Here is a 13772-nt window from a genome sequence, read left to right on the forward strand (position 1 = left end):
TTTAACAAAAGCCTATACATAGGCTTTATAAACTTACACAATGAGTAGATAAAATCACTGAAAAGTTACAACTCTTTCTGTAATTTATAGCTTTTAATTGAAGAAAGCTGCACAACCTTTACCTCATCATTTTTCAACAGAAATAAGACGGTTTTAGTCTTCCCTATTAATTTAGCCTGTTCTTCCGTATTATCAGAATACAGAAAGCTCACTGGTTGATCTTTTATTATCTTTCTTTGAGAAAATTTTCCATATACTCCTGCCGCCAGCCAAATATAAAACGGAATAATCAGTAAAACCGAAACCCCATTATAATACATGGATGAAAACCAAGATGTATAGTTCTGAAAGCTATAAATATTGTAGATTTTGGGGTGCTTTTCCTTGATATAAGAATCCAGTTTATAAATAGCCCCTAGAATAAGCACAGATACAAATGTGAACAGAAAAATTCTGTAATCAGCAAATGGTGCGATCAGAAAATCTGTAATATCGGCGTAGTCGAATATATTGATATTAAAATGACTGTATTTCCGGTAATTGAAAATCATTCCTATACCAACTGCGAATAAATAAGCTATAGATAAAATAGTCTGAAAATCCTTCAACAATCGGTTATAAGTATTCTGTAGAAATTCCTTCATAAATTATTTTTTATAAAAATAATTTATTTTATTCATTTATAAATATTCTGTTATAAAAAAACCACTCTGATCACAGAGTGGTTTTAAAATATTAATATTCTACATGATAGTCTTTGGGGAAAGGCTCTCCTGCCCATGCTTTTTTAGCAGTCCACGCAGCGGGAGGATTAGTCCAGAATTTATCGGTAGCCGGCAAGCCTAGTGGTAAGAAACCTAATGTTGCCATATATAAACTCCCGGTGGATGTATAATAATCCGCTATTCCTGGCTGATGACCGTTAAACCCTAATACCAGCCATCCTGCTTTATCAAAGTTATTAGCATGATCGTACATTCTGTGCATAACCGCACTAAGCCCACATCTTACCTGTGCAGGATCTATATAATCGGGTAATTTATGCATCAGCGCTGTTTGCCCAAGTGCCTGGAATGCAGCTGTCCTATAAGTGATACTTCTTCCGAACGGTGGATAAGTACCTTCTGGGCTAATAAATCTTTCTGTAAACTCTGAATAACGAACCATTCTTTTTACAGCCTGATCGTATTCTTGTTGTTGGATCATTTTACGATCCAGTAAAACTTTGAAGAAATCTACCAGCATAGGATGGATAACATAAGAGTTATAGTAATCTATACTCATACTTGGTCCGTCACTATACCAACCGTCTCCCTGATACCATTCCAATATTTTTCTTTTAGCAAACTCGATACGAACCGGATCTGGCTGTTCTCCTACACTTAGTAAAAACGCTTCGTTTAGTCCTGCAAATAATAACCAATTGTTATAAGCTCCGGATCTTGTGCGAAGTGCTTTAAATTCTTCGATTACTCTTTTTTTAGTCGTTTCATCCAGAGGTTCCCACAATGCTTTTGGTGCTCTTATAAAGGCATGTGCCATATAAGCGGCATCTACAATCGGTTGCTTTTCTGTCCTGAAATTAAGATAATCCGGATTCTGAGGATCAACAGCATTTTTAAGACCCTTCAATAGTTCAGTTCTTAGTCTGGATCTTACTTTGGCTTCTTCCGTATTGTCATCCGGTAATGCCAACCATGGTGCTACACCTGCCATAGTCCGCCCTACAGCTTCCAGATGTGTTACTTTATTAAAAAAGTCTGGCTTTAATCCGGGAGGTATTTCCACGGGCATATTTTTCCGAAGAGTACCTTCTGCCAGATTATGAACTACGGGATAAGCAATTTTGTCTAATGTTTTCACCCAGAATTTACGGTCTTCCTGACCATCTTTGGGTACATATCCTTTAGAGGATTGTCCGAATAACTGAGATGCACAGCTTAATACAGCAAACTGCATCACAATTATTAATTTGATGTTTCTCATGTTGGTTAATTAGTTAGTTTTTATGGTTGACTAAGTTAACATTTTTATTACTATAAAAAGTAAAAACCACCCTTTCAGGTGGTTTTTGTATTATTTTATGGTTTATAATTACCAGATTTTAATTCTGTCTTCTGGTTTTTTATAAAGTTTATCTCCTGGTTTAATATCAAAGGCATTATAGAATGCATCAACATTTACCAACGGTGCAAAAGCTCTGTACTCTCCCGGTGAATGCGGATCAGTTTTAACCTGATTCACTTTGTACTGGTCAGTAGATAGAGTTCTCCATACAGTTGCCCAAGACATAAAGAATCTTTGATCCTGAGTAAGGTCACTGATCTTACCAGGGTTCCCCTTATCTTTCAGATACATTTGTAAAGCTTCATAAGCTACATTAACACCTCCTAAATCACCAATATTCTCTCCCATTGTAAATTTACCATTTACGTGAGATCCTTTTACAGGCTCATAAGTATCATATTGTGCCCCCAATTTTTGAGTTGCAGCCTCAAATTTCTTTCTGTCTTCGTCTGTCCACCAGTTGTTCAGGTTACCATCACCATCAAAACGGGAACCACTATCGTCGAATCCGTGAGAAATTTCGTGTCCAATTACAGCTCCGATTCCACCAAAATTAACAGCAGCATCTGCTTTAAAGTTGAAGAAAGGAGGCTGAAGAATAGCTGCAGGGAATACGATCTCGTTGTTTGAAGAACTATAATATGCATTAACAGTCTGTGGTGTCATTCCCCATTCTGTCTTATCTACAGGTTTACCTACTTTTTCAAGACCTTTCTGGTACTGCCACTTAGAAATCTCCTGAAGATTGCTATATAGTGAACCACCATCTGCATCAGACTTCAATGTTAATTTAGAATAGTCCTTCCATTTATCAGGGTAAGCAACTTTTACAGTAAACTTATTAAGTTTATCCAATGCTTTTTCCTTAGTTACAGAAGACATCCAGTCTAGTTTTTTAATACGGCTTGCAAATGCTTTCTTAACATAATCTACTAACACAACCATTTCCGCTTTTGCCTCTGCAGGGAAATATTTCTCTACATAAAGTTTTCCGAAAGCTTCACCTACAATACCATTTACAAAAGATAAACCTCTTTTATCCATAGATCTCTGTTCTTGCTGGCCCTGCATTCTCTTACTGTAGAAATTAAACTGAATATCATCCAATTTCTGATCCAGATTAGAAGCATTAGAAGCTATAATTCTGTATTTAAGATAATCTTTAATTAAAGGAAGGTTTTCCTGATTGATAAAAGAATCCAGGTTTTTATAATAGTTAATTTCACCTATAATTACTTTGTCAGTATTTACGCCAACTGTTTTTAAATAGTCTGGAAGATCTACATTTTTAACCAAAGCAGGAAGTTCAGCAACCGTCTTAGGGTTATAACGAAGATTGGCATCTCTTGCCTGCTCATTCGTTAATAATGTTTTAGCCATTCTCTTTTCAAAATCTAAAACATTCTGAGCTACTGATGCTGAATTCTGGTAACCAATTACACCTAATAATGTTGTAATATAGTTTTTATAATCTGCTAAAATCGCAGTATTCGCTTCATTTTCTTTCTGGTAATAATCTTTACCTAATCCTAATCTTGGTCCTCCCAAATAAACTGCATTCATTTTGGAGTTTTTCATATCGGCACCAGCTCCCCATCCATAGAATGGATTATCACCTGTAAGGGTTGCCTGATCGATATATTGCTGGAAACTTTTTAGATCTTTAATAGCATCTACTTTATCAAGATCAGCTTTAATTGGAGATATTCCTAAAGCATTTCTTTTAGTCCAGTCAGTATATGTTGTATAAAGTGCCTGAATTTTCTGACCTTCAGATCCTGCAGGATATTTAGATTTCAGAATCTCTTTCAGAATATTCATAGAGTTGTTATCTGTATCTTCTCTTAACTGATTAAAAGATCCCCAACTAGATTTGTCAGAAGGGATTTTTGCGGTTTTCAGCCAACCACCGTTTACATAGTTAAAGAAGTCATCTTGCGGGCGTACAGATGTATCTCTGTAGCTAAGATCTAGCCCTTCGTCTTTTTGCGTTTTAGTCGCCACAGTCTTTCCTTTTTTTTGTTGAGCATTCACCTGAACTCCTGTAAAACAAAGAGAAAATGCTAATGCTGCAAAAGTTATTTTTTTCATATACACAGATTTAATCAATCAGATAAAGATATTAATAATTTTTAAACAATTCTTAACATAATTATAACCTGTTATTTTTGTTTATATCTTAATTCATAAAAAAGCTACTGTGAGGTTTCACAGCAGCTTTTTTTCTTATTCTATATTTAATTTATTTGAAACTAATATTACCTCCGGCAATTTTTTTAGTTTTCTTATCTGCAGGATTTCCATATACTGTAATATTACCTCCGGCACGCGTTTTAGCATCTACTGATTCCGTTGCCGAAACCTCTGCCTCACCTCCTGCATTTACTGTAACACTAGTAGTCGTAGTTGCCAACTGTTTTCCATAATATTTAGCCCCTGTATTCACAATTGCATTTTGATTATTGGCATGACCGGATAATGTTATAAGCCCGCCTGTATTAGATTTCACTTCCAGTGTCTTAGCTTTAAGCCCCATAATAATTGAAGAACCTTCATTGGCTGTAAGTACAATTTTATTTCCTTCTAATACTCCTTCATTACTTACTGTCGCTCCCTGACTAGCCTGAATATCGTTCAGCCTGTCATAGAATACCCTTACTTTTACATCATCTCCCTGTAAAAGATTAGTTGTTGTCATTCTTACTTTTAGCTCTCCATTTTTATTGACAACCTCTACATCTGAAGATTTTTTCCCATTCACTTCTACTTTATTGGATGTAGAAGGAATTAATACTACCGGAATTTTATCGTAAACTTTCAGAGAACTGAATGTCCCAACGTTTTTAACCGTTTGAGCAAAAGAAAACTGAACTGCAACTATGGCGATAGCGCCTGCTATAATATTTTTCATAATAGTTATTTTAAAAGCAGACCGCAATATTCCTGCCATAAAATGTTAGAAAAATATTAAAGAATCTTAATACTCGAATAGCAGGTATAGAAATCAGGAACTATAATCACTCATTAACCTCTTCACCCTTCAACCCGATAAAACATTTACAGAATAAAAACAAATCATTATATTTAAAGATGTTATACCAAATTCACTAATCTTTAATAATAGATAAAACCTCAAACCTTTTTTATAAAATAATATAAAAACAAATAAAATGGAAAATCAAAAAAATCAGAATTCTATAGAAAAACTTCATAGAGAAATCAAGAAAATAAAAAACCAGAATAAAATACTATCCTTTAGTCTATTCATTATTGTAATTTCTTTTTTTGCTTATTCATTTAGCACTAATCCTGAAGCAAAATTCTCATCTATTCGTGTTAAAAACATTATTGTAGAAGATGGTATGGGTAAAGATCGTATCATTATAGCTTCTGATTTTTCAAAAACAAAATCCAGAATTCGAAAAGACTCTTTGGGAGGAGTTTTGGTGTTAGATGAAAATGGACATGATCAAGTTTTATTGGGACACTCTAGAACTGCACAGTTTAATGGAAAAAAAATAATACGTACTCAAAATGAAAAACCGTATGGTTTATATATTAATGATGAAAATGGTGATGAAAGAGGAGGAATTACTTACTATAACAAAAGAAAAATAGCTGTATTAGGTCTTGACAACAGTACTGGAGAGGGGGTGCATCTTTTAGCTTCTGAAAAAGGATTTAACAATTTCTCAACCGGTATATTGGTACAAAAGACAGGAGGAAACGGGTCTCTTTTTGCTGGCGAAACTACGGACGGAAAAATGATGTTATCTCTAAACGCCAACAAAAATACAACTAACTTCTATGCTGACAAAAGTAGTTCTGCAATTGAATATAAAGATCTAAAAACAGACTCAATAAAACAAATATTGAAGATTTATAAATAGAAATTAAAATTAAACCAGCTAAATTTTATTAGCTGGTTTAATTTCCTCACTAGTTAATTCAATGCCTCTTTTTGTTTTAGTATATGGTAAGACTCTTTATTCTTCCAACCAGACAATAAGCGTTTCTATAATTTTTTGAGATACAAAATTCACAAAATCATTTCTTTCAAAACCGGGCAGAAATAAATTAAAAGCCCTTATCTCATCTCCTTTTGCTATTGCATAATATACAGTTCCTACATCTTTACCATCTTCCCCTTTATTGGGACCTGAAACACCGGTAGAGGATATTGCGATATCAGAACTAAAAATTTTCTGACAGGATTTTGCCATTTCTATAGCTACTTCTTTACTTACTACAGTGTGTTCCTTGATAGTATCTTCCGAAACATTTAACAACTGTGATTTCATTTCAGTAAAATAAGGAATAACCCCTCCTCTATAATAACTGCTGCTTCCTGAAACAGAAGTCAGTAATCTGGCTAATTGTCCGGTAGTACAGCTCTCGGCGGTAGAAACTGTTAATCCTTTATCGAATAAAATAGAGGCCAGAATATTTTCTATAGCATCTTCGGACCAGGCAATTACATGATCTCCAATTAGAGATTTCAAAGGCTGTATCAGCTGCTCCAGCTGTTCTTCAAGTATAGCTTGATTATCTCCGGTTCCTGTTAATCTAAGTTTCACTCTTGTTCCTACCGGAAGATAAGATAGACTCACATTTTCAGGTAACGCCAATTCCCAGTCTTCAATAGTATCGGACAACAAACTTTCAGGAACTCCTACCACGCTTACAATACGGGTATGAATAAAACTAAGCTCCCATTGCTGCTTCAGGAATGGTATAATCTGATCCTTTATTAATGGTTTTACTTCGAAGGGTACTCCGGGCAAACAAAAAGTAAATTTACCGTTTTGTTCCATCATCTGACATGGTGCTGTACCGTAATGGTTATCAAAAATTGTAGCTTTTGATAATACCTCGCACTGATTTCTGTTACGTTCTAATAGTTCAAGACGGCCTCTTTTTTCCAAGTATTTTCCTAATTTCTCATAGAGTTCTTCTGAAAAAATTAATTCATCATGAAAAAATCCGGCATAGGCTTTTTTGGTTTTATCATCCTTTGTAGGCCCTAAGCCTCCGGTTGTAATTACAAGATTACTGTTTTCTAATGCTATTTTTAAAAAAGTTTCTATTTCAGAAATTTCATCAGAAATGGTGAAGATTTGCTGAACTTTTATTCCGATATCTTTTAGCTGCTGTGCTATAAAGTTAGAATTGGTATCTACGGTGTTTCCAGACAAAATCTCGTCACCAATAGTAATAATCGTCGCTGTTTTCAATTTTTATTTAAAGATTTTATTAAAAAAGGTTATCATTTCTTTCCATGAAGCTTTATCTGCGGCTTCATTATATGCAACCTTCAGTTTATATTTTTTTCCAACTGCCGTAGCATCGGGATTGGTAAAAGAATGTATTGCGCCAGGATAGTTAACAAACTCATACTTAACCCCAGCAGAATCCATCTGTTTTTTAAAAGATGCAATTTCATCTTTAGAAACAAATGTGTCATCTTCTCCATTCAGTACGAGCACAGGTATACTGTTAGTTGTTGGTTTTACACCAGTCATCAGATTTCCATGAAAACTAATGACTCCTTTCAGCGGTTCGTTAATTCTGGCCATATTAAGAGCCATTGCCCCACCAAAACAATAACCTATTGCTGCCATTTTCCCTGTATCAGCTTTTTCATTTTTTTCTATCTGTTTCAATGCAGCTTCAAAACTTTGCTTTGCAAGATCTGCATTACCATAAAACGGTTTCGCCAGCTTTCCGGCATCATCTGGATTACCTATTACTTTTCCATCACCATACATATCCACAGCTATCGCTATATATCCTAAATCTGCTAATTGCTTTGCGCGGTTTTTCACATAATCATTCATGCCCCACCATTCCGGTATAATAAAAACCACAGGTAATTTTCCAGCTTTACTTTTATCAAAGGCCAGAAAAGATTTAAATGTTTTACCATTTTCGGAATACGTAAGATCTTCGGCAACAATCTCTTTCTGAAGATTCTTTGTGTATTTAGCGTCAGTATTCTCTGGTGTCTTCTTACAAGCTATTGTCCCTGACAACAAGAGCAATAAAGACACGGATAAGATTTGTATTTTCATATTATTGTTTTTTTGGTAAAGTAAAATTAAAAAATATGCTTTTAATAAAGCCTATTTATATTCTTTTATTAATCACTGAAAATAAAAACAGACATCCCTTCGGATGTCTGCCTTCAGACTGTTAACTAACAAAAATAGGATGATGACAAATAAGCACCGGATATTAACAGTTTTTCTTCTTCTTTATGGAAAGTAATAAGTGATTGAATTTATTATTATTGACAAGCTATTATTTTCTTACCTACACCTAAACCTCTCATTACAGTAGCCCCAGTTACCAGCATAGTTGCCTCAACAGTATTTGAACCTGTAGTCTTCCATGTAACAGTATTGAAACGGGTGCCACCATATAATTCAAGAGGTTCTAGACCTGAAGAAATTGTTCTTCTCCCCATCATAGAAACTGAACCATCCGGACCGATTGTAATTCTGATAATCGGCGTTGTGTTTGTTGAACTTCCTAAAGAATAAATCTGAGAAATTCCGGTATCCCCCCATTGCTTCTTGTCTGACTTAAACCAGATATTTCTTGGATAATTATCTACACCTGACTGAAATTGAATTTCCTGAGTTGCTAAATCTACTCCGTTAACCTTCATATTGAAGGAATTATCCAGTTCATAGATGTCAAATACAAATCCAGCATCTGCAGCTGGTGCATTAAATGTTCTTGTTAGTCTTGTTCCTGATCCGGAATCAGACATACTAAAAGGCCAGGTTGGTGTTGCATCCATCGTACACGCAAACTTCAACTTAAGATTGTATTTCACTCCTGGAGTAACTACCAGATTATTAACAGAAAAATTTCTTTTGGTCTTAGCCCCTACGGTAATTGTTCCAGCTGCAGAGTCAGGAAATATTAACGTAGACATATCTGTTGCCAAAATACCGGGATTAGCAATTAGTGTAGGATTACTTGTCCATATTGCACTAGTTGATGTAGGAGGAGTAAAGTTAACAGACTTAGTTGCAGATGTACCACCAAAACTAACTACACCAGTAGATAAAGCCATACTGTTACCATTTCTTCTATGATTATCTAATACTATTCCGCTTCCTATAGAAGAAATTGGAGTTCCTGGTGCTACAGCAGAGGCATCTATAACCGTAGTAATCTGACTGAATTTATGTGCCAGTATAATATTCAAAACATTATCTCCTTTGGATACCCTTACATTATTAGTACGGAAATACATTAGATCATTATCTCCCGAAATACTTGGTAGTGTCGCAGTCGAAATGCTTCCTGTAACATCTCCCGGAGCCGTAGAATTATTATACGACAGCACCACAAAATCATATTTGTTAGTTGCTTCAGTATCTCCATCCAGCATCATATCACCAGTATCTGCCGTAGAAACCCCATTAGCGTCTATTGTATAGACATTACTTGCTACTTTAACTCCTGTACTTGTCCTGTATGCAATAACACGATATTTTACATTAGGACCTTTCAATGGATTCCTAATAACATCTGCTATAGGATTAACTGATGCTTGCGGAGCAATTGCTGATGAAGTAATAGGTGTAAGCGTAGCAATAACAGGTTGCTCACCTGCCATAAATGTACTTACCTGCTCTTTTACAACAGAAGATACACCTGTATTTTTAACAGATGCCTGTGTAGAGATAGTTTCCGTTTCATATTCACTTCCGAGCAAGTTCATCTTTATAAGAGCAGAACCATTAGTAATTAAATTTTCACCGGAATTATCTACAGCATTATCAGAGCTTCTGCACGATGTTATCAAAAGTGAACCGGATAACATAAAAACCGCAGTTGTTATTTTTAAGTTTTTCATTGTTTTTGAGGTAATAGATTTATTTCATATTTGTTTGTTTCAATCCAGATACCTACCATTCAATGGATCTGTTATCGTCATCACCCTGAGTCCACTCTTCCTGAACTTGGCCACCAGAATTTGGTGGAAGCACTTTAGCCGAACCAGCAGCTATTCCTTGCTCCATTTCTATTAGGAACATGTCAAATTTTGGAGATATATACTCCTCTTTTTTTAAATCATTCATTATACATTTGTTTGTGTTGTAATCTTCTTCTTTATGGGATAAGAGCGCTAGAAATAACCGGACAGTAATTTTTGTCTACTGACCATAATATTATTTAGACACTCTGATAAAGTTTATTATTTAGAGTATCCTGTACAATTAAATCTAATGTTTGTTATCACCTGTCTTTGGCGATCGATAAAGACGTGCAAAAATACTAGTAATAAAGACTACCACGGAAGTACTACTGTTGTCAAAATCCGGAAAATGGCAAATAGAAGTTAAAAAACAACTTTTTACTATATAGCTGATAATCAGTAATATAAAATTGTAAAATATAATTAAGGGCTATTTTGTAGTCGCTTTTATTATATTATTCAGAATGAGGATAAAAAAAATCAACAGATGAATAAAGCACTTGTACTATGGTATGAATTGTATTTAGGAGATATAATCTGATAGATTTAAAACACAAAAAATATCAGTGATCTTCATTTTTACTAATAAACTTAATAAACTCCGAAGGCGAAACACCTGTAACATTTTTAAAGGTAGTTGTAAATTTGCTATGAGAACTTATTCCTACCTCGTCAGCTAATGCACTTATTTTATATTGTCTGTATATAGGTTCGGCACTTAATTTTTTTAAAATATAATTAATTCTAAGCTCATTGGTATAAGTAGTAAAATCTTTCGCTCTATATTTCTTAATAATATAAGAGAGATATTTAGTATTGGTATCCATAAATGTTACCATATAGGACAAAGACATATTTTTATCTATAAACCGTACTTCCTGTTCAAATATATTTAGTTTTTCCAGAAGTGTCTTTTCTGTTTCTTCCGACATGACTGAAGTTGTATTATTATCAGATTTTTTTGGATTGGTTTGCACCAATTTATTTTCTTCAGCAAGCTTATTCAGTATATCTTGAATTTTATTGATACGCTTTTTTTGCCTGTATCTGTATATAATGAAAAACAATATATTTCCCAATATAAAAAGAACAGTCACATATATCAATATACTTTTAGTGAGTCCTTTTTTAGTTTTCTCCACACCTTCTTTCTCCAGGTTGAGGTATTTATTATTAATAAGCTCCGCATTCTGATCTTCTATTTCTGCAGAAAGAGAATCTTTTTTTCCTGTAGCTGCAAAAATTCTTTTTGCATCTTTTTTCTTAGTATAATATTCCTGTGCCGTGTGATAAATGTCTTTATCCAGATCTATGTATACAGACTTTCGGGCATATTCTTCAGCCCTGTCCAGATAGATTTTAGCTTTATCCGGTTCATCATTCCGTATATAAGCCAATGCCAGCTCCTGATAGATCCTTCCTGCCAAAGCACTTCCCGGCATTTCCTTATCTGTGAAGAGTAATGCTTTATTATAGCAGGCGATGGCTTTTTTGTATTCTCCGATATTAATGTAACATACTCCCATCAATTGATCATTGGAAGCTGTAAAAAACTCTTTTGAGGAAAGTTTATCAAAATATCCCTGGGCTTTTTTATATTTATCAATAGCTTCTTTATAACGATGTTGTTCAAAATCAAAATGAGCTAGTTCCTGCATTATAAGTCCCTGAACCTTAAAAGCATCAACACGATTACTGATTTTCTTTGCTGTTGCTAATGCTTTTTGGGAATAATATCTGGATTTATCATAGAGTTTCAGAAACCTGTACTGAGATGCCAGAAAACCATTTACTCTGGTTTGCCATGCATAATCATCGGTAATCTTTATAATTTCATCAGCTTTTTCAGCATAACTTATTGCTTTATCCATATCATTTTTCTGTTGATATAGTGTTGCTATGAGTAACAAGCTGCGGACTCTGTATGCAGGTATAACAGAACTCTTATACAATGAATCTGCAGCTACAATTGCTTTATCAAAATCTTCCTGAGCTATCTTATGAAGTATATTTTCATGAACTTTGCTATAAGCTTCATAATCCTGAGCTTTCACTAATAATACGAAAAAGCATATAACAAGTAAATAAATTTTATAAATCATAGCTTTTAATCATCAAACTATTCGGTTACACTCTGATTGTCTTTATTCTCAATATATTTAATAAAATGTGACGGAGATACATCCGTAACACTCTTAAAAATTGTTGTAAACTTACTGTGAGAAGAAAAGCCGGCATCTTCAGCCAGTGTACTTATCTTATATTGTCTGTATACAGGTTCCGTATTAAGTTTATCCAAGATATAATTGATCCTGAGTTCATTGATATAAGTAGTAAAATCTTTCCCTTTGTATTTTTTTATAACAAAGGACAAATATTTTGTATTGGTTCCTATATGAGTTGCAACATAGGATAGTGAAACTTTTTTGTCTGTAAATAATTGTTCTCTTTCAAAATTTTCAAGTTTTGTCAAAAGCAATTGTTCCGTTTCTAAAGACATTAGGGTTGTACCAGCATCTGTATTATCATCGGATTTCCCTGTCACTTCTATTTCAGCTTGTTCATTATTCTTTTCTTTAAGATTTTTTAAAATATTTCTGATTTTTAATATTTGTCTCTTCTTTGCTCTGCTGTAGAAAAAGAAGAACAGCAGATTTCCGATAATGAAAACACCGCTTACTGCAATAAATATACTTTTAGTGAAATTTTTTTTCTCCTGTTCTGTATTCTGTTTTTCAAGCTTAGAGAATTGCTGATTCAGAAAACTCGTATTAAGAGAAGAAATCAGTTCCGATAAAGAATCCTTTTTTTCCGTTGCTAATGTAAAATTTTGTGCATCATTTTTCTTAGCATAATATTCCTGTGAAGTACTGTAAATTTCCTGATTAAGTCCCAAATACTTGGAATCTTTCACATAATCTTCAGCTTTATCCAGATATTCTTTTGCTTCGTCCAACTCTCCATTCCGAACATAAGCCAGTGCTAAGCCCTGAAACACTTTTCCTGCCAAAGTACTTTTAGGAATGTTTTTGTTTGCATATACCAAAGCTTCTTTATAATAAGTAATTGCTTTATCATACATTCCTGCACCAATATAGCAGACACCCATCAGTTGGTTATTTGTAGCCGTAAAGAAATCTTTTTCACGAAGAAGACTGAATTTTTCCTGAGCTTTTTCTAATTTAAAAATTGCTTTTTTATATTGTTTCGTTTTAATATCATAATGGGCCAATTCCTGCAGCATCAACCCCGTTACATTATCCGATTCAGCAGGATCTTTGATATACTTTACAGCACTAAGTGCTTTCTCAGTATAAGATTTTGATTTATCATACAGACTGATAATTCTGTATTGTGACGCCAGGAAGCCAAATACCCTTGCACTATAATCATAAATTTGGTACTTCTCTATAATATCTTCCGACTTCTCCGCATAACTAACAGCCTTCTCTACCTCTCCTTTTCGTTGGTATAATTGCGCTAATAGCATAAGACTTTTAACCTGAAATGCAGGTTTAGCTGAACTTCTATATAGTGAGTCACCAGCAATTATAGCTTTATCAAAGTTCTTATGATAGGTTTCATGCAGTATTTTAGAATATACTTTATCATAGCTTTTAGCATTTTGTGCTTGCAATGACAATAAAAAAAGAACTGTCGTACATGTATAAATTTTCCGAAGCATCATTTGTATTATTAGCATTTTATA

At 34.1% G+C, this 13772-nt stretch carries 11 protein-coding genes; 1 reads left to right on the forward strand and 10 read right to left on the reverse strand.

Annotated elements, in window-relative coordinates; translation table 11 throughout:
* Nucleotides 1–65: 65 nt before the first annotated feature.
* The 4 genes from AYC65_RS11020 to AYC65_RS11035 form a co-directional block, all read right to left on the reverse strand.
* Complete coding sequence (locus AYC65_RS11020) at nucleotides 66–644, reverse strand: hypothetical protein (protein WP_034871036.1); 579 nt, start codon at nucleotides 642–644, stop codon at nucleotides 66–68.
* A gap of 91 nt (nucleotides 645–735) precedes the next feature.
* Nucleotides 736–1986, reverse strand: a complete 1251-nt coding sequence (locus AYC65_RS11025; RefSeq protein WP_034871037.1) for a DUF2264 domain-containing protein — start codon at nucleotides 1984–1986, stop codon at nucleotides 736–738.
* 108 nt (nucleotides 1987–2094) lie between these two features.
* A complete protein-coding gene (locus AYC65_RS11030) occupies nucleotides 2095–4158 on the reverse strand; it encodes a M13 family metallopeptidase (protein WP_034871038.1) in 2064 nt (687 codons plus the stop codon).
* A gap of 151 nt (nucleotides 4159–4309) precedes the next feature.
* Nucleotides 4310–4978 carry a head GIN domain-containing protein gene (locus AYC65_RS11035; RefSeq protein ID WP_034871151.1) on the reverse strand — a complete coding sequence of 223 codons (669 nt, stop codon included), beginning with the start codon at nucleotides 4976–4978 and terminating at the stop codon, nucleotides 4310–4312.
* A 259-nt stretch (nucleotides 4979–5237) separates the two neighbouring features.
* Between AYC65_RS11035 and AYC65_RS11040 the strand changes: the two genes are divergently transcribed.
* Nucleotides 5238–5957 (forward strand): hypothetical protein, encoded by a 720-nt coding sequence (locus AYC65_RS11040; RefSeq protein ID WP_034871039.1) that lies wholly within the window; start codon nucleotides 5238–5240, stop codon nucleotides 5955–5957.
* Nucleotides 5958–6053: 96 nt separating this feature from the next.
* Here the strand turns inward: AYC65_RS11040 and AYC65_RS11045 are convergent, their stop codons facing one another.
* The 6 genes from AYC65_RS11045 to AYC65_RS11065 all read right to left on the reverse strand — a co-directional run bounded on the left by AYC65_RS11045 (nucleotide 6054) and on the right by AYC65_RS11065 (nucleotide 13766).
* Nucleotides 6054–7301, reverse strand: coding sequence for a CinA family nicotinamide mononucleotide deamidase-related protein (locus AYC65_RS11045; protein WP_034871040.1), 1248 nt, complete (start codon nucleotides 7299–7301; stop codon nucleotides 6054–6056).
* Between the two features lie 3 nt (nucleotides 7302–7304).
* Nucleotides 7305–8138, reverse strand: a complete 834-nt coding sequence (locus tag AYC65_RS11050) for a dienelactone hydrolase family protein (RefSeq protein ID WP_034871041.1) — start codon at nucleotides 8136–8138, stop codon at nucleotides 7305–7307.
* Nucleotides 8139–8353: 215 nt separating this feature from the next.
* Nucleotides 8354–9940 (reverse strand): hypothetical protein, encoded by a 1587-nt coding sequence (locus AYC65_RS11055; RefSeq protein WP_034871042.1) that lies wholly within the window; start codon nucleotides 9938–9940, stop codon nucleotides 8354–8356.
* Nucleotides 9941–9992: 52 nt separating this feature from the next.
* Nucleotides 9993–10121 (reverse strand): hypothetical protein, encoded by a 129-nt coding sequence (locus tag AYC65_RS21185; protein ID WP_257788239.1) that lies wholly within the window; start codon nucleotides 10119–10121, stop codon nucleotides 9993–9995.
* 505 nt (nucleotides 10122–10626) lie between these two features.
* Nucleotides 10627–12165 carry a helix-turn-helix domain-containing protein gene (locus AYC65_RS11060; protein WP_034871043.1) on the reverse strand — a complete coding sequence of 513 codons (1539 nt, stop codon included), beginning with the start codon at nucleotides 12163–12165 and terminating at the stop codon, nucleotides 10627–10629.
* Between the two features lie 17 nt (nucleotides 12166–12182).
* Nucleotides 12183–13766, reverse strand: a complete 1584-nt coding sequence (locus tag AYC65_RS11065; RefSeq protein ID WP_234300307.1) for a tetratricopeptide repeat protein — start codon at nucleotides 13764–13766, stop codon at nucleotides 12183–12185.
* Between the last annotated feature and the right edge of the window lie 6 nt (nucleotides 13767–13772).

Source organism: Elizabethkingia bruuniana, assembly GCF_002024805.1.
GTDB classification, from domain to species: Bacteria; Bacteroidota; Bacteroidia; order Flavobacteriales; family Weeksellaceae; genus Elizabethkingia; species Elizabethkingia bruuniana.

Excerpts from the sequence above, each read along its gene's own strand:
- AYC65_RS11020 (WP_034871036.1), bottom strand. The coding sequence starts at position 644 with ATGAAGGAATTTCTACAGAATACTTATAACCGATTGTTGAAGGATTTT.
- AYC65_RS11055 (WP_034871042.1), bottom strand. The coding sequence starts at position 9,940 with ATGAAAAACTTAAAAATAACAACTGCGGTTTTTATGTTATCCGGTTCA.
- AYC65_RS21185 (WP_257788239.1), bottom strand. The coding sequence starts at position 10,121 with ATGTTCCTAATAGAAATGGAGCAAGGAATAGCTGCTGGTTCGGCTAAA.
- AYC65_RS11050 (WP_034871041.1), bottom strand. The coding sequence starts at position 8,138 with ATGAAAATACAAATCTTATCCGTGTCTTTATTGCTCTTGTTGTCAGGG.
- AYC65_RS11035 (WP_034871151.1), bottom strand. The coding sequence starts at position 4,978 with ATGAAAAATATTATAGCAGGCGCTATCGCCATAGTTGCAGTTCAGTTT.
- AYC65_RS11030 (WP_034871038.1), bottom strand. The coding sequence starts at position 4,158 with ATGAAAAAAATAACTTTTGCAGCATTAGCATTTTCTCTTTGTTTTACA.
- AYC65_RS11040 (WP_034871039.1), top strand. The coding sequence starts at position 5,238 with ATGGAAAATCAAAAAAATCAGAATTCTATAGAAAAACTTCATAGAGAA.
- AYC65_RS11060 (WP_034871043.1), bottom strand. The coding sequence starts at position 12,165 with ATGATTTATAAAATTTATTTACTTGTTATATGCTTTTTCGTATTATTA.
- AYC65_RS11065 (WP_234300307.1), bottom strand. The coding sequence starts at position 13,766 with ATGCTAATAATACAAATGATGCTTCGGAAAATTTATACATGTACGACA.
- AYC65_RS11025 (WP_034871037.1), bottom strand. The coding sequence starts at position 1,986 with ATGAGAAACATCAAATTAATAATTGTGATGCAGTTTGCTGTATTAAGC.